This is a genomic window from Burkholderia sp. E168m22, from assembly GCF_001319805.1.
GTDB lineage: Bacteria > Pseudomonadota > Gammaproteobacteria > Burkholderiales > Burkholderiaceae > Burkholderia > Burkholderia orbicola.
This window is the reverse complement of record NZ_BBSK01000096.1, coordinates 50,026-74,902: the sequence shown is the minus strand read 5'-3', so window position 1 is coordinate 74,902 and position 24,877 is coordinate 50,026. Positions and strand designations below refer to the sequence as shown.

Sequence of the window (24,877 nt, the reverse complement as noted above, 5' to 3'; positions counted from 1 at the left end):
GCGCTCGCGACCGTCGAGACGCTGGCCGGGCAACTGCATGCGCGGATCGAAGGAGAGGCCGCGTGATCAGCGCGCAGGCGAGGGCGGGTTTCGAGCGGATCTTCTTCGATGCCGCGCGCACGCGGCTCGCCGCCGGCGGCGCGTGCGACATCCGGCCGGCCGCCGGTCACGACCCCGACGCGCCCGATCGGGGGCACGCGAAGCCGCGATCGAAGCCGAAGGTGCCCGAGTATGTGGTCGTGCTGACGATCTCGGCGCTGCATTTCCGCCTGCTGCTCGCGCTGCGTTTCAGCGACGACGACGCGACGCGCCGCCATTTCGCCGGCGCGACGGCGGGCACGAACAGCCAGCGGCCGCTGACCGACGCGTTCATGGAAGTCGCGAACCTGTGTTGCGGCGCGATCAACCAGGCATTGACCACGCCGTTTCCCGATCTCGGGATGTCGACGCCTTACCTGCTGAGCGGCGCGAGCGTCGACTACCTGCATGCGCTCGCACCCGATTACGTGGCCGCGTACGACCTGACGCTCGACGGCGACGTGCGGGTCGGCGCGACGCTGTGCGTGTGCGCGAACGCGCCGGTCGATTTCCACGTGCCGGAAACGGCCGCGGTGGACACCGGCGGCGAGCTCGAACTGTTCTGACCGACCATCAGGAATCGATGAGATGACCGAAGACCAACCCGTCAGCAAGGTGCTCGTGCTCGATGACAGCCGCGTGCACGCCGATGCGATCAAGCGTTTCTGCGACGCCCACAACCTGGTCGGCCTGACCGTGCGGCGCAGCCGGCTGCTGAAGGTGCTGCGCTCGAACATCGACCTCGGCGCGATCCTGCTGGCCGAGGATTACGGCGGCTCGCCAGTCGAGAGCGCGATCATCGCGACGCAGATCGACGCGCTGCGCCCGGAACTGCCGATCATCCTGCGCCGCGAATCGCTGGCGTCGCGCGACGGGCTGCCCGATGTACTCGCGCGGGTCGCGTGCGCGGCCTACGTCGCCGACGACATGACGCCGCTCGCGCGCGCGATCGACGAATACCTGTTCAGCCGCGACTACCCGAACGCGCTGGTGCGCGGCATCTCGGAGATCACCGAGGCGCGCATCGACAGCCTGTTCCCGGGGATGACGATCGAGCACGACACGCCGTGCATCGTGCGCGACCAGATCATCTTCGGCGAGGTGTTCAGCCTGATCGCGCTCGAAAGCGCATGGTGCCGCGGCTACATGCTGCTGCAGACGAGCGAGCAGCCGCTGCTCGACATGCTCGGCGGCACGCGCGACGGCGGCCGCGCGCCGGATTTCCGCGACGTGAACAGCGTGCTCGGCGAGCTGACCAACCTCGTGTGGGGCGCGTTCAAGAACCGCTATCTCGGCGACGCCGAGGCGCTGGCGCGCCATCCGGTGCAGGTGCCGCTCGTCGTCAATCACAAGCAGAAGTTCATCTCGTTCGGCGGCGACTGTCCGCAGCTCTGTTTCAAGTACCGGATGACCGATCCGGCATCGGGGCGTTCGGTCCGTCTCGACCAGCGTTTCGTGTTCAGCCTGAGCTGGTCGCCGGAGGATTTCCGCGAATCGGTGCAGGACGTCGGGCCGATGGTCGAGGCGGGCGAACTCGAACTGTTTTGAATGTTGAAGTCAGCAACGACGAAAGGGGAATACGACATGGCAAAGATTCTGGTGGTCGACGATTCGGGCACGGTGCGCGACGAAGTGGCAGGCTTCCTGCGCAATCACGGGCTCGACGTCGCGACGGCCGTCGACGGCAAGGACGGGCTCGCGAAGCTCAAGGCGACGCCCGGCGTGCGTCTCGTGATCAGCGACGTGAACATGCCGAACATGGACGGCCTGACGATGGTCGAGAAGATTCGCGGCGAACTGGCGAACACGGCGGTCAACGTCGTGATGCTGACGACCGAAAGCAGCCCGGCGATGAAGGAGCGTGGCAAGGCCGCCGGCGTGAAGGGCTGGATCGTGAAACCGTTCAAGGGCGACGCGGTGCTCGACGCGCTGAAGAAGCTCGCGGGCTGACGCGCGCGGCCGGCGAGCCGCTTGCGGACGCAATTTACAGCGTGCCGGGATGTCCGTATCCTGCCGGATGCCGAGGGCGGCGTGGCGGCGCATCGTGTGCCGCGCGCCCGGCATTGACGAACATCAGGAGCGGAACGAAGCAGATGGCATCCGAAATCGGGCGACCCGCTGCGCAGCACATCGAGTGGCGGATCGCGAAGGGCATCGTTTTTACCATCGTGGGCACGTGCATGCTGATCGGCGTCGCGCTGTATGCGCAGTCGACACGCGAATTCCTGCGAACGTCGGTCGTCGTGCCGGGGCGCGTGCTCAAGCTGAACGCGGGTCCGCATCATCCGGAGATCGCGTTCACGACGCTCGCGGGCGAGCACGTCGAATATGCGCAGGGCGGCGCCGTCAGCGTCGAGGACGGCGCGACGGTCGAAGTGCGCTATGCGCCGGACGCGCCGAGGACGACCGCGCGGATGAACACGTTCGGCGCGATCTGGGGCGATGTGCTGGCGTTCGGCGTGATGGGCGCGGTCTTTTTCGTCGGCGGGGTCGGTCAGTTGCGGTCGGGCGTTCGCATGTGGCGCAGCGGGCGCAAGCGGACGTGACCGCCCGCTGCGCGCTGAAACTTGTCGCACCCGGCAAGTAGAACATCATGGCGCTCACATGGCACGGCGGGCCGATCCGGTCGTCACGCACACGATTGCATGTGCGGCGTCGCAGTACGTTGCCTCGTTACTTCACAGGACATTCCAGCATGACAATTCGCTTGATGCCGTGGCTCATCGCGATCGGCGCCGCATTCGCGGGCTTCCCCGCGCACGCGGCCGGTACCGCGCATTCGCTCGACCAAGTGCCCGGGAAGCTCGGTTCGCCCGAAGCCCGTGCCGCGTATGCGCGCGACATGAGCGGCGCGGAAGCGGACGGTTTCGGCGTGCACCTGCCGCCCGGCTTCACGAAGGAGGGGCTGGCGGCGCAGCTTGCCCCGGGCCAGCCGCTTGCGCGTGTCGTGCTGGTCGGCGCGAAACCGTGGCCGCAACGCCCCGGGGCGTTCGTCGCGATCGTGTGCGTGGCACCGACCGACGAGATTGCGCGCGAGGTGCTGCGATTCCGTGCGCCCACCGATTGCGAAGGCTTCGAGAGCCGCGCCGAGGCCGATGACCGGAAGGAATTCGTCTGGCTGGGCGTGTTCGAACGCGGTACGGACGGCGTGCCGCGCCTCGTCGCGCGGACCGAACAGCCGCTCGAACAGGCGATCGACTGGAGCGACACGAATCTCGACAGTCCCGACTACATCGAGCAGACGAAGCAGTCGCGTGATGTCGCGTTACGGCCCGAGCGGTGGTCGCGGTTCGATCTCGCGCCGTATACGCTGCGGGCGGGCGATGCCGCGTTCGGGGTGCGGGCGGGCTGGTCGATCGGCTATGCGGGCGGTGGTGCGTCGTTCGAGGCGCTGTACCTGTTCCGGATCGACGGCAAGACGCTGCGCGTCGTGTTCGCGCAGCCGATGATGTTTTACCGGGATATTGCCGGCGATTGGCATCGCGACGGCACGCGCGATCACGACATCACGGAAGGCAGCAATGCGCTGAGCGTGCTGTCGACGTCGACGGATGGCTTCCACGACTTGCAGTTGCGAGAGCGCGGCGGCAAATGGCGCCGGACGTTTCGCTGGTCTGCTGCCGATGGCGAGTACCAGCCGCGCTGACGCACCGGCCCGTTAGCGGCCCGCCGCCGTCGCGAATTCGTCGACGACGGCTTCGATCACCGCCTGCACGCGTGCGGTCTTGTAGAGATCGGCATGCGCGACGAGCCACACGTCGAAATGATTGCACCGCTGCGGCATGAGCCGCACTAGATCCGGCTCGGTGTCGGCGCGGAAGCACGGCAGCTCCGCAATGCCGAGCCCGGCCAGTGCGGCTTCCACCAGCATCATCGTCGACGAGGTCTGGAACATCACGCGGCCGCGTGAAGTCGGTTCGCCGCACAGCGCGTCCCACATCGTCGGCACCACCGGTTGCTGATACATCACCAGATCGTGCCCGTCGAACGCGCTGCCCGCGACCGGTTCGCCCCGTTCGGCCAGATAGCGGCGTGACGCATAGATGCCCGTTTCGAGATGCCCGAGCCGCCTGACGATCAGGTCCGGCGATTCCGGCCGCAACGTGCGAATCGCGAGATCCGCTTCGCGGCGCGTGAGGTTGGTGATTTGCGCCGACGTCACGCACACGACGTCGATGCCGGCATGCCTGCGCCGCAAGTTGGCGATTGCGGGCACGACGAAACGCTTGCCGAGCGTGTCGGTCGTGGCGATGCGCACGGACCCGGCCAGTTGCTCGTCGAGCCCCATCACGCGGCGTTCGATCGTCAGCGATGCGCGTTCCATCGTTTCGGCCGGTTCGAGCAGCGCTTCGCCGGCGGTCGTCAGCACATAGAGGGATGGCGTGCGCAGAAACAGCCGGGCAGACAGTTCGTCCTCGAGCGCGGCGATCCGCCGCCCGACCGTTGCCTGATCGACGTTCAGCTGCGCCGCGGCGCCGCGCAGCGTGCCGGTGCGCGCCAGCGCGAGGAAGAAGCGGGCGTTGTCCCAGTTCATACGGATCGATTGTGTCATCGGGCAAGCGGCGGCGGACGGGAATCGGTGATGCAGATCTGCATCAGGCCAATGCGAAATTATCACTTTTCCGCATCGCGCGCCGGGTCCTAGACTCCGGGCATCTGCCTGGAGGTGTCATGTCCGATTGCCATTCCGTTTCCGTCCCCGTTTCCACCGTTCCGCTGGCCGCGCCGGGCCGCCCGACGGCGCGCGAGCAGCGCCTGACGCTGGCGCTCGTCGCGATCGGCATGTTCATGGCGGTGCTCGATTCGACGATCGTCAACGTGGCGCTGCCGGCAATGCGCACGAGCCTCGGCGCGACGGTCGCGGAACTCGCGTGGATCGTCGACGCGTATACGCTCAGCTTCGCCGCGCTGATCCTCGCGGGCGGCGCGCTGTCCGACCGGTTCGGCGCGAAGCGCGTGTATCTCGCCGGGCTGGCGCTGTTCGTCGGTGCATCGGCGGCGTGCGGCGTCGCGTCGTCGGTGGCGCTCCTGGTGGCCGCGCGTTTCGCGCAGGGCATGGGCGCCGCGCTGTTCTTGCCCGCGTCGCTCGCGATCGTGCGCAGCACCTTCGACGTGCCGGCCGAACGGGCGCGGGCGATCGCGGTGTGGGCCGGCATCGCGTCGGTCGCGGTCGCCGTGGGGCCGGTGCTTGGCGGGCTCCTCGTCGACGATTTCGGCTGGCGCAGCGCGTTCCTGATCAACGTGCCGACTGGTGCGGTCGCCTTTGCCGGCGCGGCGGCGCTGGTTCGGGCAGCGGCCGCGCGGGAGGTGCGCCAGTTCGACTGGGTCGGCCAGTGCGTCGGTGCGGCGGCGCTCGGCGCGCTGTGTTTCGCGGTGATCGAATTGCCCACGCGCGGCGCCGGCGCCACCGAGGTCCGGTGCGCGCTGCTGATCGCCGTGCTCGCGGCCGCCGTGCTGGTCGCCGTCGAGCGGCGTGCCCGTCATCCGATGGTGCCGCTCGCGTGGTTTCGCAATCGCGTGTTCGTCGCGATGAACCTGATGGGCAGTCTCGTCTATGTCGGCTACTTCGGGCTGCTGTTCGTGCTGAGCCTGTACCTGCACGGACGCTTCGGCATGAGCGCGCGGCAGATCGGGCTGACGTTGTTGCCGTTCGCGCTGAGCCTGTCGCTCGGCAATCTGCTGTCGGGAAAACTGCATGGCCGGGTTCGCCCCGTCACGCTGATGGCGAACGGCCTCGCGATGGCGGCGCTGGCCGTTCCGGCGATCGCGCTTGCGCTCGCGCTGCGTGCGCCGTGGCTAGTGGTCTGGATGGCCATGGCCGCATTCGGTACCGGCACCGCGCTGTCGGTGGCGCCGATGATCGCGACGGTGCTCGAACAGGTGCCTGCCGACGCGGCAGGTGTGGCATCCGGATTCCTCAACGCGGCGCGTCAGGCCGGCAGCCTGCTCGGCGTGGCCATCGCAGGCGCCGCGACGATCCTGTTGCCGGATCTGACCGATGCGCTGTGGGCGGTCGCGGCGCTCGGGGGCGTCGCCTACGCGATCGCCGCGCTGGCGGCGAGGGCGGCCGGCCGTGCGGAAGCCGCGCAACGGGGGCATTGACGCTCGCGCGGCATCGCGCGTTGCGCCGTGGCCGGCAGGCCGCCACGCACGCGCATGCGGCGGCGCGGCTGGACGCCGTGCGGAATGTGGAGGACCATTTCCTCGACATGCCGCGAGCGGGCGGGCGCGATGGACGCTCGTTCGCCTCGCCGCGAAACCTGCCGAACCCCGTCGAGCGGAACACCATGGAACCCATTCACGAGACTGCCGAGCCGATCCTGCTGCGCGACGCGCACGACGGCGTCGTCACGCTGCGCCTGAATCGCCCGCAGCAGTTCAACGCGTTGTCCGAAGCGATGCTCGCGGCCCTGCACGATGCGTTCGACACGCTGGCGGCCGATCCGCACGTGCGCTGCGTCGTGCTGGCCGCCGAAGGCAAGGCGTTCTGCGCCGGGCACGACTTGCGACAGATGCGCGGCAAGCCCGAACTCGACTACTACCGCACGCTGTTCGCGCAGTGCAGCCGCGTGATGCTCGCGATGCGCGCGTTGCCGGTGCCGGTGATCGCGCGCGTGCACGGCATCGCGACGGCGGCCGGCTGCCAGCTCGTCGCCGCGTGCGACCTCGCGATCGCGGCCGATACCGCGCGCTTCGCGGTATCCGGCATCAACGTGGGGCTGTTCTGCTCGACGCCCGCCGTCGCGTTGAGCCGCAACGTCACGGCCAAGCGCGCGTTCGACATGCTGATGACCGGGCGCTTCGTCGATGCGGCGACGGCCGCCGCGTGGGGGCTCGTCAACGAAGCCGTGCCCGAGGACGCGCTCGATGCGGCCGTCGCGCGCAAGGTCGCGGAGATCGTCGCGAAGAGCCCCGCCGCGGTGCGTTATGGCAAGCAGATGTTCTATCGTCAGCGCGAGTTGCCGCTCGACGAAGCCTATGCGTATGCGGGCGACGTGATGGCGCGCAACATGATGGAAGAGGATGCGGGCGAGGGGATCGACGCGTTCCTCGAGAAGCGGAAGCCGACGTGGCGTTCGTGATGCGTTGACGGAGGCGGGCGGGGAGCGCGTCGTATCGCGTCGTTGTGAGCAACGCGCAACGACGTATCGCATCGTCGCTGGTGCGCGTCGGCGGGGCGCCATAAACGCAGACAGGCCGCCAAGGCAGCCCGCAGGTAAGTACACGGTATGCGCGGCGACGCGGTTGCGCACCGCCGCACTGCAGCAGCGACGCCGGTCAGCGCCCGTAGCTGCCCGTCCGCAGCGCTGGCTGCACGCTCGCCGCACCGGGCGGCACGATCACGACCGGCACGCGGCGCGCGAGCGCGCACATCAGCTCATAGCCGATCGTGCCGCTGGCTTCCGCAACATCGTCCACCTTCACCTGGTCGCCCCACAGCTCGACGCGCGAGCCGATGCCCGCGTTCGGGCACGGCGTCAGGTCGACGGTCAGCATGTCCATCGACACGCGGCCGACGACGCGCGTCATCACGCCGTCCACCGCGATCGGCGTACCGGTCGGCGCGTGGCGCGGATAGCCGTCTGCGTAGCCGCATGCGACCACGCCGATCCGCATCGGCCGGTCGGCCGTGAAGCGGCGGCCGTAGCCGACCGTTTCGTCGGGCGCGAGCGTCTGCACGCCGATGATCTTGCTGCTCAGCGTCATCGCGGCCATCAGCGGCGTGTCGGCGATATGCCGCGCCGCGCCGGTCGGCGACGCGCCGTACAGGATCGTGCCGGGTCGCACCCAGTCGCGGTGCGCGCGCGGATGCCACAGCACGGCCGCCGAATTCGACACCGAGCGCTCGCCCGGAATCCCGGCCGTGGTCGCGTCGAACTGGTCGAGTTGCCAGTCGACCTCGCCTTCGTCGGCGTTCGCGAAATGCATCATCAGCGTGATCTTGCCGATCGACGGCGCACTCGCCGCGCGTTCCCACGCGGCGCGGAACGCGGCCGGCCGGTAGCCGAGCCGGTTCATGCCGGAATTCATCTTGAGCTGGATGTCGATCGGCTGCCGCGGCTTCGCGGCGATCAGCAGGTCGAGCTGTTCGTCGCAATGCACGGCGACCGTCAGCCGGTGGTGATCGGCCAGCTCGACGTCGGCCGGCTCGAAGACGCCTTCGAGCAGCAGCACGGGCTTGTCCCAGCCGAGTTCGCGCACGCGCACGGCTTCGTCGAGATCGAGCAGCGCGATGCCGTCGGCGGCCGCGAGGCCCGGGTAGATCCGTTCGATGCCGTGGCCGTACGCGTTGGCCTTGATCACGGCCCACACGCGCGATTGCGCGGCGGTGCGGCGGATGAAGTCGAGGTTGTGGCGGACGGCGTCGGGGCGGATATGGGCGACGATGGGACGGGGCATGGCAAGGGCTCGGGTCGGATGTCGTTCGGCGCACGGCGGCGCGGAGGGAAACGGGCCGGCTGGCGCGATGGCGCGTCAAGCCAGTGTCGAGCGCTATCTTATTGGTGTTCGACCAGTTTTAATTAACGTATTTGTCGACGATTTGGTGGAAATTTTGGTGTCGTCGCGGCCCGGGCGCCTTCCCCGGCGGCCTGCGCGGCCGAGTCTCCCATCTAGAAAACCGGTGCCCGAACGGCACGGCGCAATGCTAAGCTCTCGGCGATCTTGTCATTGATCAATGTAATCATAACGGAGGAGACTTTGATGACGACGTCCCAGCTGTGCCTGTTCATCGTGGCGCTGTTGCCGTTCCCGATGACGTTTCTCGCCAAGGCCCGCAAGGGGTACGACAACTGCGCGCCGCGCGACTACCTGGCGAAGCTCGAAGGCTGGCGGGCCCGCGCCCAGGCCGCCCATCAGAATGCGTGGGAAGCGCTCGCGCTGTTCACCGCCGCGCTGGTGGTGGCGTGGCACAACGGCGCGAACGTGCATCGCGTCGACCAGCTCGCGATGGCGTTCGTCGCGATCCGCATCGTCTATGCGTTGATGTACCTGCTGAACTGGGCGTCGCTGCGTTCGCTCGTGTGGTTCGGCGGCATGGCGTGCATCGTCGCGCTGTTCTTCGCCACACCGTAAGCGGCCTGGCATGCCGGCTCTCGTCAGGCGCCGCCCGCGCCTCGTGCGTGACTGTCATTGGATGCGGGCGCAACCTTCTTCGAGACGAACGGCGGCGCGTCCGCTTCGCTGCGCAGGAACGCGATCAACGGATCGAGCAGCCGGTGTCGCGTCGACGGATGGCGGCGTAACACGAAGCGCCATGACGCATCGCGCGAGAGGCCCGGCACCAGCGGCACCAGACGCCCGCTGCGCAGTTCGGGCTCGATCAGCGGCACGCGGCCGAGCGCAATGCCCGCGCCGCCGACGGCCGCGCCGATCACCTGGCTGAAACTGCTGTAACGGACGATCTTCGTGTCGAAGTCGTCCGGCAAGCCGAAATGCACCGCCCAGTTGCGCCAGTCGATCTCGGGGCTGTCCTCGTGCATCTCCTGCAGCAGCCGCGAGCGGCAGACGTACCCCGATGCGTACGGAAACAGCTCGGGGCTGCAGACCGGAAACACGGTTTCCCGCATCAGCACGTCGTCGTCGGCGCGCAGCCGGTGCGCGGGCACGTGCACGATCGCGAGGTCGACGCCGCTGCGCGCGAAATCCGGCTCGTCGTCGAGCACCACCGCATGCAGCGGGGTATCGGGATGAAGCGACGAGAATTCCGCCAGCCGGCGTGCGAGCCACATCGACGAAAACGGCGCGTTGGCGGATACGGTGAGCCGTTGCGCGGTGCCGCGAATCTCGGCGCACGCGTCGTTGAGACGCGACAGCGCATCGCTGACGGCCGGCAGCAGGCGCGTACCGGCCGGCGTGAGGCTGATGCCGCCGAGCCCCGTGCTGCGTTCGAGCAGCCTTGCACCCAGCGATTCCTCGAGCGAACGGATCTGGTGGCTGACCGCGCTGGTCGACACGTTCAGCTCGACCGCCGCGCGCGCGAACCCGCCGAGGCGGACGGCCGCCTCGAAAGCACGCAGTGCGCTGAGGGGAGGAAGGTGCGACATGCGGGGTATTGTAGTTGACTCAACACCCGTTGAAAAATCATCTTTTGCCGCGCGCGGGCGGCGCGGGTAGCCTCGATCCGGTCAAGAAAAACGCAACGAAACACCGACTGGAGGCTTCATGTATTTCGACCGACGACTATGGGCAATGATGGCGGGATTGCGCTGGCGGGTGGCGGCGGCCGTCGCGCTCGGGCTGCTCGCGATGGGTGTCGGCATCCTCCGCTTCGTATTCCTCGGCCGCGTGCTGGCGCTGGTTTTTTCCGGCGCGCCGGCGCGCAGCATCGGCGAAGCCGTCGTTGCAACGGCGGCCTGTGTGCTGTTGCGTGCGTGGCTCGATCATCGCCGCACGGTGCTTGCGCAGCACACGGCCGGCCGCGTGCAAGCCACGCTGCGCGCGCGGCTGTTCGACCGGATCGCCGCGCTCGGCCCCGCATGGTTCAGCGGCGAACGCACGGGCGGCGTGATGCTGGCCGTCGTCGACGGCGTCGAGCAGTTGCAGACCTTCTTCGGCGTCTACCTGCCGCAACTCGTGATCGCCGCGTGCGCGCCGCTGATGATCTTCGCGGTGCTCGCGTGGTGGGACGTGCCGACGGCCGCGGTCCTGCTGGTCGCGGCGCTCGTCACGCTCGCGCTGCCGCAGCTCGTGCATCGTGCGGACAAGCGCGCGGCGCTCGCCCGTTCGGCCGCGTTCAAGGCGTTCGGCGAGGAGTTTCTCGACGCGGTGCAGGGCCTGCCGACGCTGAAGGCGTTCGGGCAGAGCACCGCGTTCGGCGCGAAGCTGGCCGCGAAGGCGCGGGCGCTGTCGGACAGCACGTTCTGGGTGCTCGCGCTCGGGCTGCTGACGCGGCTCTTCACGGATCTGGGCACCGGCCTCGGCGCGGCCGCGGCGATCGCGGTAGGCGCGTGGCGCGTGCGGCACGGCGACATGAGCCTCGAAGCGCTGCTGATCGTGCTGATGGCCGGCAGCGAGATCTTCCGGCCGCTGCGCGACCTGCGCGCGGTGCTGCATCAGGGGATGATCGGCCAGTCGGCGGCGAATGCGATCCATGCGCTGCTCGACGCGGGCAGCCATGCCCCTTCCGTCGACGCACCGCGCGTACCCGGCCTGCGGCCGGAGATCGCGTTCGATCACGTCAGCTTCGCGTATCCGGGGCGCCGCGCGGATGCCCATGCGGCGTTGAGCTTCACCGTGCGCGAGGGTGAGACGGTCGCGATCGTCGGGCCGAGCGGGGCCGGCAAGTCGACCATCGTGCGCCTGCTGCTGCGCCAGCACGACGCGCAGGGCGGCGCGGTCCGGATCGGCGGCCACGATGTGCGCACGCTCGATGCCGACCAGGTGCGCGAGATGATCGCGGTCGTCGCGCAGGATGCGACGCTGTTCGACGGCAGCGTCGCCGACAATCTGCGGCTCGGTCGCCCGGACGCGAGCGACGCGGACATGATCGCTGCCGCGCGCGCGGCCAATGCGCACGACTTTATCTCGGCGCTGCCCGACGGCTACGCGACGCGCATCGGCGAACGCGGGCTCATGCTGTCGGGCGGCCAGCGCCAGCGCATCGCGATCGCCCGCGCGCTGCTGCGCGATGCGCCGATCCTGTTGCTCGACGAGGCGCTGTCGTCGGTCGATGCGGAAAACGAAGCGCTGATCCAGCAGGCGCTCGACCGGCTCACGCGCGGGCGCACGACGCTCGTGCTCGCGCACCGGCTGTCCAGCGTGATCGGCGCCGATCGCATCCTGGTGCTCGACCAGGGGCAGGTGGTCGACGAAGGGACGCATGCGGCGCTGATCGCGCGCGACGGCCCGTATCGCCGGCTGATGGGGCCGCAACTGGAAGCGGTCGCCGAGTCCGTCGGCGCGACGGCGGCGGCGGGCACGACCGCCCGCGCGTCGTCGGGCCCGCAGGTGCGGCCGCTGAACGACGACGCGGCGACGATCGGCTGGCCGGAAACGTTGCAGACCCTGCTGCGCTTCGTGCGTCCGTGGAAGGGCAAGGTGGTGCTGACCGTGCTGTTCGGGATCGGCCGCGTGCTCGCGTTCATCGGCGTCGGCGTGCTCGGCGCGCGGGTGGTCGGCGCGGTGCCGAGCGGTCACGTCGGCACGGGGCTGGTGACCGCGCTGCTCGTGATCGCGCCGGTCGCGGCCGTGCTGCACTGGCTCGAATCGTGGCTCGCGCACGACATGGCGTACCGGCTGCTCGCGGAAATGCGCATCGCGCTGTTCGCGACGCTCGAACGGCTCGCGCCGGCCGGGCTGCTGCGCCGCCGTTCCGGCGATCTCGTGTCGCTCGCGACGCAGGACGTCGAGACCGTCGAATATTTCTATGCGCATACGCTGGCGCCCGCGTTCGTCGCGGTGCTCGTGCCGGCCGGCGTGCTGGTGCTGCTCGCGTCGGTCGCATGGCCGCTCGCGCTCGTGCTGCTGCCGTTCCTGCTGTGGGCTGGGCTCGCGCCCGTGCTGGCCCGGCGCGACGTCGACCGGCTCGGCACCGGCGCGCGCGACGCGCTCGGCCAACTCGGCGCGCATCTGACCGAAACGATCCAGGGCCTCGCGGAACTGACCGCGTTCCAGGCGATCGCGCGCCGGCGCGCGGCATTCGTGGCCGAAGTCGACGCGTATCGCCGGCAGCGCGCGAAGCTGCTCGACGATCTGTCGACGCAAAGCGCCGCGCTGGAAGTCGCCAGCGGGCTCGGCGGGCTGGCGGTCGCGGCGCTCGGCGCGTGGTGGTGCGCACGCGGCGGGTTCCCGCGCGAGTCGTTGCCGCTGCTGGTGTTGGTCGCGGTGGCCGCGTTCATGCCGGTGGCCGAAATCGGCCAGGTCGCGCGCCAGCTTGCCGACACGATCGCGTCGGCGCGCCGCTTGCGCGCGCTGGAGAAGGAACCCGTGACGGTGACCGACGGTGCGCATGCGATGCCCGGCAATCCGGCGGTGCGGTTCGACGCGGCGTCGTTCACGTATCCGGGGCGCAGCGTGCCCGCGCTCGACCGCGTGAGCTTCGAGGTGCCGCCCGGCAGCACGGTCGCGCTGGTCGGCGCGTCGGGCGCCGGCAAGTCGACGGTCGCGAGCCTGCTGCTGCGTTTCTGGGACCCGCAGCAGGGCCGTGTCACGCTCGGCGGCGTCGATCTGCGCGATCTGCGGCTCGACGACCTGCGGCAGCACATCGCGCTCGTCGCGCAGGACACCTATCTGTTCAACGACACGCTCGAGGCGAACATCCGGCTCGCCGCGAACGACGCGTCGGATGAGGACGTGCAGCGCGCGATCGACCACGCGGCGCTCGGCGATTTCGTCGCGCGACTGCCGGACGGGCTCGCGACGCGCGTCGGCGAGCGCGGCGTGCAGTTGTCGGGCGGCCAGCGCCAGCGTGTGGCGATCGCACGCGCGTTCCTGAAGGATGCGCCGGTGCTGATCCTCGACGAGGCGACGTCGCACCTGGACACGATCAGCGAGCAGCAGATCCGCGCGGCGCTGGAGGACCTGATGACGCAGCGCACGTCGATCATCATCGCGCACCGCCTGTCGACCGTGCGCAATGCCGACCTGATCCTCGTGATGGAGCAGGGCGCCGTGATCGAGGCCGGCCGCCACGCGGAGCTGCTGGCACGGCAGGGCGCGTATGCGCGGCTCGTGTCGCATCAGGCGAGCGGAGTCGCGGCGTGAGCGGCGCGGCATCGGTGCGCCGTCGTTCGGCGATGCCGCGCGAATTCCGCAATCTGCGTTGAGCCGCGCCGGCGGTTGCCGGCCTGGCGCCCACGGTCGTCCCGCCGAGGCGGCTGGTTGAATCGCCGGCCGTCCGCGCAAACCGATGTGCGGGCAGCGATGGCGCGGTCGTCATCCTGCCGCACGCGTTGCGCTGGACGGCCGTCGTGCCGGCCCGCGCCAGCCGCTGCAACCTTCCCTTCAGCCCTTTGCCTCGAGCCCGCCTGCACGCCCGCCCCGTGCATGTCGCCCCCCGCCGCCGCTTTCCTCCGATCTATCCGCGCCGCGCGCCGCGGGTTTGCCTCGATGCATTTATTTGTTGCGGACTTTTTTGTTGTCGTAGTATCGCCATTGACAACACTTGTTGCACTAAGGTCTAATTCAACATCGCATGTTGCGGTGCGGCTTGATGTCGTCGTTCCCCGGCCAGCCGGCCGGTTACATCGCTCAACCATGCGGAGAAATGCCATGAGTCGCCGTTCCTTCCTGAAAGCCGTCGCGGTTGCTGCCGCGCTCGGCGCCAGCCTCGCGCACGCGGACACCAAGACGCTCGTCGTCGGGACCGATACGTCGTTCATGCCGTTCGAGTTCAAGCAGGGCGACAAGTACGTCGGCTTCGATCTCGACCTGTGGGCCGAGATCGCGAAGGACCAGGGCTGGAAATACACGATCCAGCCGATGGATTTCGCGGGCCTGATCCCGGCGCTGCAGACGCAGAACATCGACGTCGCGCTGTCCGGGATGACCATCAAGGAAGAGCGCAAGAAGGCGATCGACTTCTCCGCGCCGTACTACGACAGCGGGCTCGCCGCGATGGTGCAAGCCGGCAATACGTCGATCAAGTCGATCGACGACCTGAACGGCAAGGTGATCGCCGCGAAGACGGGCACCGCGACGATCGACTGGATCAAGGCGCACCTGAAGCCGAAGGAGGTCCGTCAGTTCCCGAACATCGACCAGGCCTATCTCGCGCTGGAAGCCGGCCGCGTCGACGCGGCGATGCACGATACGCCGAACGTGCTGTTCTTCGTGAACAACGAAGGCAAGGGCAAGGTGCAGGTCGCGGGCCAGCCGGTCAGCGGCGACAAGTACGGGATCGGCTTCCCGAAGGGCAGCCCGCTCGTGCCGAAGGTCAATGCGTCGCTCGTGAAGATCAAGGCCGACGGCCGCTACGCGCAGATCTACAAGAAGTGGTTCGGCGCCGAGCCGCCGAAGATGTGAGCGTGACCACGCGCCATGGCGCGGCCGGGTGGCCGCGCCGGTCTTGAATCGAACGGGGAGCGACAAGTGAATTTCGATTGGTCGGCGATCTGGGCGGCGTTGCCGGACCTGATGGACGGGGTCCGGTTGACGGTGTTCATCGCATTACTGGGGCTGGTGGGCGGTTTCATCGTCGGGATGATCGCGGGCATGTTCCGCGCATACGGACCGAAGGCGATGAACGTGCTCGCACAGGTCTATATTGAATTGATCCGCGGCACGCCGATCGTCGTGCAGGTGATGTTCCTGTATTTCGCGCTGCCGCTGCTCGCGCATATCCGCATCGACGGCCTGACGGCCGCGATCATCGCGATCACGGTGAATTCCGGCGCGTATCTCGCGGAAGTGGTGCGCGGCGCGCTGCTGTCGATCCCGAAGGGGCTGACGGAGGCGGGGCTCGCGATGGGCCTGTCGATGCCGCGCGTGCTGCTGAAGATCGTCGGGCCGCTGGCGTTCCGGCGGCTGATTCCGCCGCTCGGCAACCAGTGCATCGTGAGCCTGAAGGACACGTCGCTGTTCATCGTGATCGGCGTGGGCGAACTGACGCGCAAGGGGCAGGAAATCATCGCGGGCAATTTCCAGGCGGTCGAGATCTGGAGTGCGGTGGCCGTCATCTATCTGATACTGACCGGCGCGATGACGCTGACGCTGCGGATCGTCGAGAAGAGGATGCGTATCTTATGAGCATGATCGAATTCCAGAACGTGTCGAAGAGCTTCGGCCACGTGCCGGTGCTGAAGAACATCGACCTGAAGATCGACGCGGGCGAGGTGGTCGTCGTGGTCGGCCCGTCGGGTTCGGGCAAGTCGACGATGCTGCGCTGTATCAACGCGCTCGAGAAAATCACCGGCGGCGAGCTGCTGGTCGACGGCCAGAGCGTGCGCGGCAACGCGACGACGATCCGCAACATCCGGCTCGAAGCCGGCATGGTGTTCCAGCAGTTCAACCTGTTCCCGCAAATGACCGCCCTCGAGAACGTGATGTTCGGGCCGATGCAGGTGCGAGGCGCGTCGCGCGCCGACGCGCGTGACCAGGCGATGGCGCTGCTCGACAAGGTCGGCCTCGAATCGCGCGCGAATCATTACCCGTCGGAGCTGTCGGGCGGCCAGCAGCAGCGCGTCGCGATCGCGCGTGCGCTCGCGATCCGGCCGCGGCTGATGCTGTTCGACGAGCCGACGTCGGCGCTCGATCCGGAACTGCGCCATGAAGTGCTGAAAGTAATGCAGGATCTCGCGACCGAAGGGATGACGATGATCGTCGTCACGCACGAGATCGGCTTCGCGAAGCGGGTCGGCACGCGGCTGCTGTTCATGGATCAGGGCGGCATTGCCGAGGACGGCCATCCGGTCGACCTGATCGACCGGCCGCCGACGCCGCGCCTGAAGGAATTCCTGAAACACGTATCCTGAACGGAACCGAACCCGCCGACATGCCGCTTTCCCTTTCCCCCGTCATCGCCGGCACGCCGTTCGACATCGGCGTGCGCCTGGGCGAGCTTGCCCGCCCGGTATTCGACGCGTACATGCAGCAGAGCAGCGCATGGGAGGCCGTGCGCCGCTGGCGCGGTCATCCGTTCGTCGCGGTGCTGCGGCAGGCCGCGCTTGCCGCGTATCCCGATCTCGTCGCGGAGCTCGACGGCATCGCGGCGGGCATCGGCTGGCCGGCCGAGGACATCTTCCTGTGGAACTGCCGCGGCGAGCTGATCCACAACGCGCCGGACGGCTGCACGACGCTCGCCGCTCGCGAGGCGAACGGCACGCGCTGGATCGCGCACAACGAGGACGGCGATCCGTACCTGCGCGAGCGCTGCCTGCTCGTCGACGTGCAGCCGGTGGGCAAGCCGGGTTTCATCAGTTTCTACTACCCGGGATCGCTGCCGGGCCATACCTTTGCCGCGAACCGCGCGGGCATCGCGCAGGCGATCAACAACCTGCGAATCCGCACGCCGGCGCCGGGCGTGCCGCGCATGATCCTCGCGCGCGCCGTGCTCGACGCGACGTCGCTCGACGCAGCCGCCGACGTGCTGCGATCGCATGCGCGCGCGAGCGGCTTTCATCACACGCTCGGGGCGACCGGCGATGCGCGCTTGCTGAGCATCGAGGCGAGCGTCGCACGCTGCTCGATCGTCGACGTCGCGCGGCTGGCCGGCCATGCGAACCATCTCGTGCATCCCGGCTGCGACGCGGAAGCGCAGATCGTCACGCAGTCGTCGGCCGACCGCCAGCGCCGCGTCGATACGCTGACGCCGGGCATCGATACGATCGACGCAGCCGCGCTGCTGAGCGTGCTCGGCGATCGCGCGCCGGAAGGGCTGCCGATCTACCGCGACGATCCGGCCGATCCCGACGACGAGAACACGCTGGCGACCGCGGTGTTCGAGATTCATGACACCGCGATCGACTTCACTGTCCATCAACACGGCACGCAGCGCTTCGCGACGCGTATCGTGCCGTCCGGACGCGCACACCGCGCATCCTGATCCATGAGGCCACGCATGACGACCGTTTTCCATCGCGCCCCGCGCGCCACCTTGCCCGTTGCCGTCGCAGGCGACGGCATCGAGATCATCGATTCGACCGGCAAACGCTATATCGATGCGTGCGGTGGCGCGGCCGTATCGTGTCTCGGGCACAGCAACCAGCGCGTGATCGACGCGATCAAGCGACAGGCGCAGCAATTGCCTTACGCGCATACGTCGTTCTTCACGACCGACGTGGCCGAGGCACTGGCAGACCGGCTCGTCGACGCCGCGCCGGCCGGGCTCGACCACGTGTACTTCGTGTCGGGCGGCTCGGAGGCGATCGAGGCCGCGCTGAAGCTCGCGCGCCAGTATTTCGTCGAGAAGGGCGAGCCGCAGCGCCGTCATTTCATCGCCCGGCGCCAGAGTTATCACGGCAACACGCTCGGCGCGCTCGCGATCGGCGGCAATGCCTGGCGGCGCGAGCCGTTCCTGCCGCTGCTGATCGAAGCGCACCACGTGAGCCCGTGCTATGCGTACCGCGACCAGCAGGCGGGGGAAACCGACGAAGCGTACGCGCAGCGCCTCGCGGACGAGCTCGAACGGAAGATCGTCGAACTCGGCGCGGAAAACGTCGCGGCGTTCGTCGCGGAAACGGTAGTGGGCGCGACGGCCGGCGCGGTGCCGCCGGTGCGCACGTACCTGAAGAAGATTCGCGCGGTGTGCGACAAGTACGGTGTGCTGCTGATTCTCGACGAGATCATGTCGGGGATGGGGCGCACGGGCTATCTGTATGCATGCGACGAAGACGACGTCGCGCCCGATCTGCTGACGATCGCGAAAGGGCTCGGTGCGGGCTACCAGCCGATCGGTGCGACGCTGGTGAGCGACCGTATCTATCGAACGATCGTCGACGGCTCGGGCTTCTTCCAGCACGGTCACACCTACCTCGGCCACGCGACCGCCTGCGCGGCCGCGCTCGAAGTGCAGCGCGTGATCGCCGAAGACAAGCTGCTTGACAACGTGAAGGCGCGCGGCGAGCAACTGCGTGCGTCGTTGCGCGAGCATTACGGCACGCATCCGCATGTCGGCGACGTGCGCGGCCGCGGGCTGTTCGTCGGCGTCGAGCTCGTGCGCGATCGCGACACCAAGGCGACCTTCGACCCCGCGTTGAAGCTGCATGCGGCGGTCAAGCGCGAAGCGATGCAGCGGGGGTTGATGGTGTATCCGATGGGTGGCACGATCGACGGCGTGCACGGCGACCACATCCTGGTCGCGCCGCCGTTCGTGTGCACCGCGCAGCAGATCGACACGATCGTCGAGCGGCTGTCCGGCGCGATCGGCGCGGCGCTCGCGTCGGCCGGCGCATGAACCCCGATCTCATCGAATCCTCACCATGACAGACAGACTGCCTCCCTTCGACCCCGCATCGGCCACCGACGAACAGAAGGCCGTGCTCGCCGACATCCTCAGCGGCCCGCGCGGCAACCTGAACGGGCCGTTCCTCGGCTGGATCGCGAGCCCCGAGCTGGCCCAGCACGCGCAGAAGCTCGGCGCGTTCTGCCGCTATCGCACGGGGCTGCCGCTGCGCCTGTCGGAGCTCGCGATTCTCGTGACGGCCGCGCGCTGGCGCTCGCAGGCCGAGTGGCACATCCATCATCCGATCGCGCTCGAGGCCGGCGTGCCGGCCGCAACGGCCGACGCGATCCGCCGCGGCGTCGCGCCCGTATTCGAATCGGACGACGATGCGCTGATCCATGCGTTCGCCACCGAGCTGTACGACACGCGCCGCGTGAGCGATGCGACGTTCGCGCGTGCACAGGCGCGCTTCGGCCACGAGACCGTCGTGAATCTCGTCGCGCTGCTCGGCTATTACGCGCTCGTGGCGATGACGCTCAACACGTTCGATATGCGCGCAGACGGACAAACTGATTTGCCGTTTCCGGAATAATCGCTGCCGGCGCGTGCGTCGGTAGCCTGTCGCGCATGCATGCAGATTGCTCGAAAAGCCCGTATATACGGGCTTTTCGGCGTTTTGGCACGGATCGATTGGCCATCTCGTCCGTTGCGAGACCCACACATGCGATCTCACCGTCAGAGCAAGAAATTTTCCCCGTCTCTAGAATTTCTTCAAAAGAGCTATGGGGGAAATATCGATGCGCTGGGTCCTGTTGATCGTGTTCATTGCGTGTGTCGTGTACACGCATCGGCGCGGCAAGGTTCGGCACCGGTTGTTCAGGCAACTCTCCGACCACTCGACCTTTACCGCACCGCTGAACTGCTTTTCGTATGCGTTCTCGTCGGTGCCGACCACGCCGTTTCTCGACACGGAGCACTTTCCGGAGCTCGCGGAGCTGCAGCGCGAATGGCGCACGTTCCGCCGCGAAGCGCTCGCGTTGCGCGATGCGAGCCGGATCAAGGCGTCGGGCGAGTACAACGACATCGGCTTCAATTCGTTCTTTCGCCACGGCTGGAAGCGTTTCTACCTGAAGTGGTACGACGCGCCGCATCCGTCCGCGCAGGCGTTGTGTCCGCGCTCGGTCGAGATCCTGTCGCGGATTCCGTCGATCAAGGCGGCGATGTTCGCGCAGTTGCCGCCGGGCGGGACGCTCGGGCTGCATCGCGATCCGTATGCGGGCTCGTTGCGCTACCACCTCGGGCTCGACACGCCGAACGACGACGCGTGCCGGATCGTCGTCGACGGCGAGTCGTACACATGGCGCGACGGCGAGGCCGTGATGTTCGACGAGACGTACCTGCACTGGGCCGAAAACCGCACCGCCCACGATCGCGTGATCCTGTTCTGCGACATCGATCGCCCGATGAAATATCGCTGGGCGCAGCGCGTCAACGATGCGTTCGGACAACTGCTGATGCGCGCGGCCGCGTCGCCGAACGAAACGGGCGATCGCACGGGCGGGCTCAATCGTGCGTTCCGGTACCTGTATGCGATTCGCCGCGCGGGCAAGCGCTTGAAGGCGTGGAATCGCACCGTGTACTACATCGTCAAGTGGCTGCTGTTCGGCGGGATCGCGGTCGCGATCTTCTGCATCTGACGGGCGCGCGCGGGCGGTTTTTTCCGTCTGACGATAGTGCGGCGCGGCGCCGATGGCCGTGCGCTGTCATCAATGCAACCAAATGTATTCGTACGAGATCAACGCGCATTGGCCGCGTATGATGGCTTGTTCACATCGATATGTCGGTGAGCAAGCATGACGAGTACCCGTAAAACCATGATGATCGCCGGCGGGCTGCTGGTAGCCGCGGCCGGCACCGCGTACGTGATGCTGCTGCGCGCGGACCACCGTGCGATCGAAGACGCCGGCATCGGCGATTCGGCCGCGCCTGTTGCTGCGGCGCCCGCAGGCAACGATCACGCAGTGCAGGGCGCGATCGCGCCGCCGGCACCGGCCGCCGCGACGGCGCCGAAGCAGGCGGCTGCCGCGCCGCCTCCCGCACCAACCACATCCACGCCCGCGCCGGCCGCAACCGCGCGCGTCGACGCCGCGCCTGCACCGGTGCCGGTCGTCAGCGACAAGCCGCAACCGGTGACGAAACCGGCCGCACCACCGCCGAAGGTCAACGTCGTGACGGTGAACCCGGAGGATTCGACCCCTCCGGCGCCGGCCGCGGCTCCGGCCCAGACTGCGGCCGTTCAACGCGCCCAATCGGTCCAACCCGCTCAGTCGGCTGCGCCAGCGCAGGCCACGCAACGCGCACAGGTCACGCAACGCGCGCCGCGCAAGCGCGACGGCCTCGAACGCCACGCCGCCGCTGCCGCGCCGCCGGCCGCGATGAAATCCGAAACGCCGGAGACGGCCGCGCTCGTCAGGGAATCGGCGAAGCTCGACCCGTCGTTGCCGCCGCCGTCGATGTCGTCGATCTCTTCGATGCCGGCGAGCACCGGTTCGTACCGGCAGGGCGGTTCGTCGTCCGGCGCGAATCCGGTGGCGGCCGCGATGACCGAGCAACTGGTCAGGCAGTCGAGCAGTTTCAAGTCGACGGCGCCCGTGCCGGCGGACGGCGGCACGACCACGACCAAGTAACCGCGAATGTATTCGGCATAAAAAGGGCCCCGCACGCCGACCAAAGCATGCGGGGCCAAGAGAGACAAACTATGATGCCGGTGCGTTGACGTCCGTCAGGCGGCGACCGCTTCTTCGGCCTGCGGCTGCGCAGTGGCCGCAGGCGCCGCCACGTCCTGCCGGATCAGGTAATCGAACGCGCCGAGCGACGCCTTCGCCCCTTCGCCGACCGCGATCACGATCTGCTTGAACGGCACCGTCGTCACGTCGCCGGCCGCGAACACGCCCGGCACCGACGTTGCGCCGCGTGCATCGACGACGATCTCGCCGTGCTTCGACAGTTCGACCGTGCCTTTCAGCCATTCGGTGTTCGGCACGAGGCCGATCTGCACGAACACGCCTTCGAGGTCGACGCGCTTCGTTTCACCGGAACGCAAATCCTTGTAGACGAGCCCGTTCAGCTTGCTGCCGTCGCCGGTCAGTTCGGTCGTCTGCGCCTGCGTGACGATCGTCACGTTCGGCAGGCTGCGCAGCTTGCGTTGCAGCACTTCGTCCGCACGCAGTTGCGCGCCGTATTCGATCAGCGTGACTTCCTTCACGATGCCGGCGAGGTCGATCGCGGCCTCGACGCCCGAGTTGCCGCCGCCGACCACCGCGACACGCTTGCCCTTGAACAGCGGGCCGTCGCAGTGCGGGCAGTACGCGACCCCGCGGTTACGGTATTCGCGCTCGCCCGGCACGTTGATTTCGCGCCAGCGTGCGCCGGTCGCGAGGACGATCGTCTTCGCCTTCAGCACCGCGCCGTTCGCGAGGCGGATCTGATGCACGTCGCCCGGAATCAGCGCGTCGGCGCGCTGCACGTCCATGATGTCGACGTCGTACTGCTTCACGTGCTGTTCGAGTGCGGTCGCGAACTTCGGCCCTTCGGTTTCCTGAACCGACACGAAGTTCTCGATCGCCATCGTGTCCAGCACCTGGCCGCCGAAGCGCTCGGCCACGACACCCGTCGCGATGCCCTTGCGTGCCGAGTAGATCGCGGCAGCCGCGCCCGCCGGGCCGCCGCCGACGATCAGCGTGTCGAACACCGGCTTGTTTTCGAGCGACTTCGCCGCGCGTTCGCCGGCGCCCGTATCGAGCTTCGCGAGGATTTCCTTCACGCTGCTGCGGCCCTGGCCGAACGATGCACCGTTCAGGAACATCGTCGGCACGGCCATGATCTGGCGCGACTCGACTTCATCCTGGAACAGCGCGCCGTCGATCGCGACGTGGCGAATGCGCGGGTTGATCAGCGACATCACGTTCAGCGCCTGCACGACTTCCGGGCAGTTCTGGCACGACAGCGAGAAAAACGTTTCGAATGCGTAGTCGCCGTCGAGCGCGCGGATCTGTTCGATCACGTCGTCGTCGAGCTTGATCGGATGGCCGCCCGTCTGCAGCAGTGCGAGCACGAGCGACGTGAATTCATGGCCCATCGGGATGCCGGCGAAGCGGATGCCCGCCGGCTTGCCGGGCTCGCCGATCGAGAACGACGGCTTGCGCTCGGCGTCGTCGCGGCGTTCGGTTACGGTCACGCGATCCGTCAGCGACGCAATCTCGTTCAGCAGTGCCAGCAGTTCCTGCGATTTCGCGCTGTCGTCGAGCGAGGCGACGAGTTCGATCGGGCGCGTGATCTTTTCGAGGTACGCTTTGAGTTGGTTCTTGAGATTGGCGTCGAGCATGGCGTTTCGGATTCCGTATTGATAATGCTGGTCGGGCACGTCGTGCCGGAGGAGGGCGCGGGCCGCGCGAGGCGTGGCCCGCCGTCGCGCGCCTCGGGCGAGGCGCGCGGAGCGATCGTCAGATCTTGCCGATCAGGTCGAGCGACGGGGTCAGCGTTTCCGCACCCGGCGTCCACTTAGCCGGGCACACTTCACCCGGGTGCGCGGCGATGTATTGCGCGGCCTGGACCTTGCGCAGCAGTTCGCCTGCGTCGCGGCCGATACCGTTGTCGTGGATTTCGCACAGCTTGATCTCGCCTTCCGGGTTGATCACGAACGTACCGCGCAGCGCCATCCCTTCTTCCTCGATCAGCACGTCGAAGTTGCGCGACAGCGTGAGCGTCGGGTCGCCGACCAGCGGGTACTTGATCTTGGCGATCGTGTCCGACGTGTCGTGCCATGCCTTGTGCGTGAAGTGCGTGTCGGTCGACACGCCGTAGATTTCGACACCCAGCTTCTGGAATTCCGCGTAACGGTCGGCGAGGTCGCCCAGTTCCGTCGGGCAGACGAACGTGAAGTCGGCCGGGTAGAACACGACGACGGACCACTTGCCCTTGAAGTTCTCTTCCGACACGGGCACGAATTCGCCGTTGTGGTAAGCGGTTGCCTTGAACGGCTTGATTTGGGTGTTGATGATCGGCATCTGGACAATTCCTTTTCGTCAGTGGTGAGTGGAGTGTTGCCAGTATCCGGGTTCACCCTGAGCTTGTGAAATTGCTTGTTTCAATCCGAGGCATCGGGATTTTCTATCTGCTTCCGGCCCTTGATTGGGTGGGGGCGGGGAGGTTTTGACGCGTTGACACGGCTGGGCGCGCGCTCGGCATGAGCGCAAATGGGGGGCGTGCGGCGAGCATCCCGCGTGTTCCAGTTGCAGGAGGAGAGGCTGGTGCGCGTGGACCGAGGCGTGACGGGGGAGGGCACGCGTTCGCGCACGCCGGCTTAGATCTGATATGGCACGCGAACGCCGGGCTCGGAGGCGGGAAAGTCCTTCGTGTTGCGCGATACGAGCAACAGCCCGTTCACTTGTGCTGACGCCCACACGATTGCGTCGGGCAGACGTATGCGGCGTTCCTTGCGAATCGTCACGGCGCGATTCGCCACCGTGCTGTCGAGCGCGATGACATTGAACGACGAGAGCCATGCACGGATGGGGGCCTCGTCACTTGCGGACGCCCCGACGAGGACTTCCATCCACGAGATCATGCTGATTGCGCGATAGTCGTAGCGGCCTAGCTCCGCACGCGCGGATTCCACGCCGCCCAGATAATCGATCAGGATGTTGGTGTCGAAAAGGGCTTTTACCATTCCGAGCGCAATTCCTCTTGATAGGCGAGCCCGTCGACCGTGCGATCTTTCCATAGACCGAAGACGTCGTCGGCAAGCCGGTGCTTGTTCAGGGCAATGTAGGCGTCGATCGCGTCACGAATGATGGCGGCGCGGGGACGGTGTTGAGTCTCGACGATGACGGCCAACTCGTCGAGTTGGCCATCCGACAGATCGACCAGAATCCGGCTCATGGCAACCTCCGATATATGATATGCATATCATATATGCCG

24 protein-coding genes are annotated in these 24,877 nt (G+C 67.7%); 17 read left to right on the top strand and 7 right to left on the bottom strand.

Annotated elements, in window-relative coordinates:
• Window positions 1-62: 62 nt before the first annotated feature.
• From AP428_RS21845 to AP428_RS21825, 5 genes are all read left to right on the top strand, one after another.
• The gene (locus tag AP428_RS21845) at window positions 63-644 is read left to right on the top strand and encodes a hypothetical protein (protein WP_011547993.1); all 582 of its coding nucleotides are present in this window, start codon (window positions 63-65) and stop codon (window positions 642-644) included.
• Window positions 645-666: 22 nt separating this feature from the next.
• Complete coding sequence (locus AP428_RS21840) at window positions 667-1,626, top strand: chemotaxis protein CheX (RefSeq protein ID WP_011547992.1); 960 nt, start codon at window positions 667-669, stop codon at window positions 1,624-1,626.
• A 36-nt stretch (window positions 1,627-1,662) separates the two neighbouring features.
• Window positions 1,663-2,028: a response regulator gene (locus AP428_RS21835; RefSeq protein WP_006486240.1), complete on the top strand. Its 366-nt coding sequence runs from the start codon at window positions 1,663-1,665 to the stop codon at window positions 2,026-2,028.
• Between the two features lie 143 nt (window positions 2,029-2,171).
• On the top strand, window positions 2,172-2,624 hold the full coding sequence (locus AP428_RS21830; RefSeq protein ID WP_011694701.1) for a DUF3592 domain-containing protein: 453 nt from the start codon (window positions 2,172-2,174) through the stop codon (window positions 2,622-2,624).
• A 149-nt stretch (window positions 2,625-2,773) separates the two neighbouring features.
• A complete protein-coding gene (locus AP428_RS21825; protein ID WP_011547990.1) occupies window positions 2,774-3,724 on the top strand; it encodes a hypothetical protein in 951 nt (316 codons plus the stop codon).
• A 12-nt stretch (window positions 3,725-3,736) separates the two neighbouring features.
• On the opposite strand, the gene AP428_RS21820 is transcribed toward AP428_RS21825, so the two are convergent.
• Window positions 3,737-4,612, bottom strand: a complete 876-nt coding sequence (locus AP428_RS21820) for a LysR family transcriptional regulator (RefSeq protein ID WP_027808959.1) — start codon at window positions 4,610-4,612, stop codon at window positions 3,737-3,739.
• A 137-nt stretch (window positions 4,613-4,749) separates the two neighbouring features.
• Here AP428_RS21820 and AP428_RS21815 point away from each other — a divergent pair, with 137 nt between their 5' ends.
• Both AP428_RS21815 and AP428_RS21810 read left to right on the top strand, forming a co-directional pair.
• The gene (locus tag AP428_RS21815; protein WP_011547988.1) at window positions 4,750-6,180 is read left to right on the top strand and encodes an MFS transporter; all 1,431 of its coding nucleotides are present in this window, start codon (window positions 4,750-4,752) and stop codon (window positions 6,178-6,180) included.
• 185 nt (window positions 6,181-6,365) lie between these two features.
• Window positions 6,366-7,160 carry an enoyl-CoA hydratase gene (locus tag AP428_RS21810; RefSeq protein ID WP_027811768.1) on the top strand — a complete coding sequence of 265 codons (795 nt, stop codon included), beginning with the start codon at window positions 6,366-6,368 and terminating at the stop codon, window positions 7,158-7,160.
• Between the two features lie 196 nt (window positions 7,161-7,356).
• Here AP428_RS21810 and alr read toward each other — a convergent pair whose 3' ends face one another.
• Window positions 7,357-8,478, bottom strand: a complete 1,122-nt coding sequence (gene alr / locus AP428_RS21805) for an alanine racemase (RefSeq protein ID WP_011547986.1) — start codon at window positions 8,476-8,478, stop codon at window positions 7,357-7,359.
• 303 nt (window positions 8,479-8,781) lie between these two features.
• Between alr and AP428_RS21800 the strand changes: the two genes are divergently transcribed.
• Window positions 8,782-9,153 (top strand): MAPEG family protein, encoded by a 372-nt coding sequence (locus AP428_RS21800; protein WP_011547985.1) that lies wholly within the window; start codon window positions 8,782-8,784, stop codon window positions 9,151-9,153.
• A gap of 23 nt (window positions 9,154-9,176) precedes the next feature.
• Here AP428_RS21800 and AP428_RS21795 read toward each other — a convergent pair whose 3' ends face one another.
• On the bottom strand, window positions 9,177-10,124 hold the full coding sequence (locus AP428_RS21795; protein ID WP_011547984.1) for a LysR family transcriptional regulator: 948 nt from the start codon (window positions 10,122-10,124) through the stop codon (window positions 9,177-9,179).
• Window positions 10,125-10,242: 118 nt separating this feature from the next.
• Here AP428_RS21795 and AP428_RS21790 point away from each other — a divergent pair, with 118 nt between their 5' ends.
• From AP428_RS21790 to AP428_RS21750, 9 genes are all read left to right on the top strand, one after another.
• Window positions 10,243-13,782, top strand: a complete 3,540-nt coding sequence (locus tag AP428_RS21790) for an ABC transporter ATP-binding protein (RefSeq protein WP_011547983.1) — start codon at window positions 10,243-10,245, stop codon at window positions 13,780-13,782.
• A gap of 507 nt (window positions 13,783-14,289) precedes the next feature.
• On the top strand, window positions 14,290-15,042 hold the full coding sequence (glnH, locus tag AP428_RS21785; RefSeq protein WP_011547982.1) for a glutamine ABC transporter substrate-binding protein GlnH: 753 nt from the start codon (window positions 14,290-14,292) through the stop codon (window positions 15,040-15,042).
• Window positions 15,043-15,057: 15 nt separating this feature from the next.
• A complete protein-coding gene (gene glnP / locus AP428_RS21780) occupies window positions 15,058-15,765 on the top strand; it encodes a glutamine ABC transporter permease GlnP (protein ID WP_011547981.1) in 708 nt (235 codons plus the stop codon).
• Window positions 15,762-16,490 (top strand): glutamine ABC transporter ATP-binding protein GlnQ, encoded by a 729-nt coding sequence (glnQ, locus tag AP428_RS21775; protein WP_011547980.1) that lies wholly within the window; start codon window positions 15,762-15,764, stop codon window positions 16,488-16,490. Before glnP ends, glnQ begins: the two co-directional genes overlap by 4 nt.
• 20 nt (window positions 16,491-16,510) lie before the next feature.
• Window positions 16,511-17,560: a C45 family peptidase gene (locus AP428_RS21770; protein ID WP_011547979.1), complete on the top strand. Its 1,050-nt coding sequence runs from the start codon at window positions 16,511-16,513 to the stop codon at window positions 17,558-17,560.
• Window positions 17,561-17,575: 15 nt separating this feature from the next.
• Window positions 17,576-18,910 (top strand): aspartate aminotransferase family protein, encoded by a 1,335-nt coding sequence (locus AP428_RS21765; RefSeq protein WP_011547978.1) that lies wholly within the window; start codon window positions 17,576-17,578, stop codon window positions 18,908-18,910.
• A 25-nt stretch (window positions 18,911-18,935) separates the two neighbouring features.
• Window positions 18,936-19,490: a carboxymuconolactone decarboxylase family protein gene (locus AP428_RS21760; RefSeq protein WP_011547977.1), complete on the top strand. Its 555-nt coding sequence runs from the start codon at window positions 18,936-18,938 to the stop codon at window positions 19,488-19,490.
• A gap of 205 nt (window positions 19,491-19,695) precedes the next feature.
• Window positions 19,696-20,595: a lipid A hydroxylase LpxO gene (lpxO, locus tag AP428_RS21755; protein WP_011694702.1), complete on the top strand. Its 900-nt coding sequence runs from the start codon at window positions 19,696-19,698 to the stop codon at window positions 20,593-20,595.
• A gap of 156 nt (window positions 20,596-20,751) precedes the next feature.
• Window positions 20,752-21,585, top strand: a complete 834-nt coding sequence (locus tag AP428_RS21750; RefSeq protein WP_011547975.1) for a hypothetical protein — start codon at window positions 20,752-20,754, stop codon at window positions 21,583-21,585.
• Between the two features lie 95 nt (window positions 21,586-21,680).
• On the opposite strand, the gene ahpF is transcribed toward AP428_RS21750, so the two are convergent.
• From ahpF to AP428_RS21730, 4 genes are all read right to left on the bottom strand, one after another.
• Window positions 21,681-23,282, bottom strand: coding sequence for an alkyl hydroperoxide reductase subunit F (gene ahpF, locus AP428_RS21745; RefSeq protein WP_011547974.1), 1,602 nt, complete (start codon window positions 23,280-23,282; stop codon window positions 21,681-21,683).
• A gap of 118 nt (window positions 23,283-23,400) precedes the next feature.
• Entirely contained in the window at window positions 23,401-23,964 is a 564-nt protein-coding gene (gene ahpC, locus AP428_RS21740; protein ID WP_011547973.1) for an alkyl hydroperoxide reductase subunit C, read from the bottom strand.
• A 296-nt stretch (window positions 23,965-24,260) separates the two neighbouring features.
• Complete coding sequence (locus tag AP428_RS21735; RefSeq protein WP_011547972.1) at window positions 24,261-24,626, bottom strand: type II toxin-antitoxin system VapC family toxin; 366 nt, start codon at window positions 24,624-24,626, stop codon at window positions 24,261-24,263.
• A complete protein-coding gene (locus AP428_RS21730; protein WP_011547971.1) occupies window positions 24,620-24,838 on the bottom strand; it encodes a hypothetical protein in 219 nt (72 codons plus the stop codon). The genes AP428_RS21735 and AP428_RS21730 overlap by 7 nt, the downstream gene beginning before the upstream one ends.
• Window positions 24,839-24,877 lie beyond the last annotated feature (39 nt).

Coding starts and splice junctions, on each gene's coding strand:
- AP428_RS21735 (WP_011547972.1), bottom strand. CDS start 24,626: ATGGTAAAAGCCCTTTTCGACACCAACATCCTGATCGATTATCTGGGC.
- AP428_RS21815 (WP_011547988.1), top strand. CDS start 4,750: ATGTCCGATTGCCATTCCGTTTCCGTCCCCGTTTCCACCGTTCCGCTG.
- AP428_RS21800 (WP_011547985.1), top strand. CDS start 8,782: ATGACGACGTCCCAGCTGTGCCTGTTCATCGTGGCGCTGTTGCCGTTC.
- glnH (WP_011547982.1), top strand. CDS start 14,290: ATGAGTCGCCGTTCCTTCCTGAAAGCCGTCGCGGTTGCTGCCGCGCTC.
- AP428_RS21760 (WP_011547977.1), top strand. CDS start 18,936: ATGACAGACAGACTGCCTCCCTTCGACCCCGCATCGGCCACCGACGAA.
- AP428_RS21825 (WP_011547990.1), top strand. CDS start 2,774: ATGACAATTCGCTTGATGCCGTGGCTCATCGCGATCGGCGCCGCATTC.
- glnP (WP_011547981.1), top strand. CDS start 15,058: ATGGCGCGGCCGGGTGGCCGCGCCGGTCTTGAATCGAACGGGGAGCGA.
- glnQ (WP_011547980.1), top strand. CDS start 15,762: ATGAGCATGATCGAATTCCAGAACGTGTCGAAGAGCTTCGGCCACGTG.
- AP428_RS21835 (WP_006486240.1), top strand. CDS start 1,663: ATGGCAAAGATTCTGGTGGTCGACGATTCGGGCACGGTGCGCGACGAA.
- AP428_RS21765 (WP_011547978.1), top strand. CDS start 17,576: ATGACGACCGTTTTCCATCGCGCCCCGCGCGCCACCTTGCCCGTTGCC.
- AP428_RS21795 (WP_011547984.1), bottom strand. CDS start 10,124: ATGTCGCACCTTCCTCCCCTCAGCGCACTGCGTGCTTTCGAGGCGGCC.
- AP428_RS21820 (WP_027808959.1), bottom strand. CDS start 4,612: ATGAACTGGGACAACGCCCGCTTCTTCCTCGCGCTGGCGCGCACCGGC.
- lpxO (WP_011694702.1), top strand. CDS start 19,696: ATGCGCTGGGTCCTGTTGATCGTGTTCATTGCGTGTGTCGTGTACACG.
- AP428_RS21790 (WP_011547983.1), top strand. CDS start 10,243: ATGTATTTCGACCGACGACTATGGGCAATGATGGCGGGATTGCGCTGG.
- AP428_RS21730 (WP_011547971.1), bottom strand. CDS start 24,838: ATGAGCCGGATTCTGGTCGATCTGTCGGATGGCCAACTCGACGAGTTG.
- ahpC (WP_011547973.1), bottom strand. CDS start 23,964: ATGCCGATCATCAACACCCAAATCAAGCCGTTCAAGGCAACCGCTTAC.
- AP428_RS21810 (WP_027811768.1), top strand. CDS start 6,366: ATGGAACCCATTCACGAGACTGCCGAGCCGATCCTGCTGCGCGACGCG.
- ahpF (WP_011547974.1), bottom strand. CDS start 23,282: ATGCTCGACGCCAATCTCAAGAACCAACTCAAAGCGTACCTCGAAAAG.
- alr (WP_011547986.1), bottom strand. CDS start 8,478: ATGCCCCGTCCCATCGTCGCCCATATCCGCCCCGACGCCGTCCGCCAC.
- AP428_RS21770 (WP_011547979.1), top strand. CDS start 16,511: ATGCCGCTTTCCCTTTCCCCCGTCATCGCCGGCACGCCGTTCGACATC.
- AP428_RS21840 (WP_011547992.1), top strand. CDS start 667: ATGACCGAAGACCAACCCGTCAGCAAGGTGCTCGTGCTCGATGACAGC.
- AP428_RS21830 (WP_011694701.1), top strand. CDS start 2,172: ATGGCATCCGAAATCGGGCGACCCGCTGCGCAGCACATCGAGTGGCGG.
- AP428_RS21750 (WP_011547975.1), top strand. CDS start 20,752: ATGACGAGTACCCGTAAAACCATGATGATCGCCGGCGGGCTGCTGGTA.